The sequence below is a fragment of the Bacillus sp. SIMBA_008 genome, from assembly GCF_046535495.1.
Lineage (GTDB): Bacteria > Bacillota > Bacilli > Bacillales > Bacillaceae > Bacillus > Bacillus subtilis.
This window is the reverse complement of record NZ_JAWRWL010000325.1, coordinates 1-279: the sequence shown is the minus strand read 5'-3', so window position 1 is coordinate 279 and position 279 is coordinate 1. Positions and strand designations below refer to the sequence as shown.

Genomic DNA, 279 nt, shown 5'->3' with positions numbered 1-279 from the left:
CCGTTCATCCTGATTGTCCCCTGTCGCCAGATCGATCCCGGGTTATCGGCCCCCGGGCGTCGAGCTTGCGTCCCATGTTGGAAAACCGCCTAGCCGATCAAGAAACCGGCCCCGATGTCGCCTTCGTGCGGCAGCCGCACCAGCCGCTCCACCCGCGCCGAAGGCGGTCCTTCGCGGAGCCGTTCGGCCAGCGCGTCGACCATCGCCGCCGCGCCGGCCACGACCACCTCGACATCGCCGTCGTCGAGGTTGCGGGCCCAGCCGTGCAGGCCGAGTGAC

General features: G+C 69.9%; 1 protein-coding gene. It reads right to left on the bottom strand.

What is annotated here, in order from left to right:
• Positions 1–89: 89 nt before the first annotated feature.
• On the bottom strand, positions 90–279 hold a 190-nt coding region (locus SB658_RS23410), incomplete at its 5' end, for an acylphosphatase (protein ID WP_410602677.1).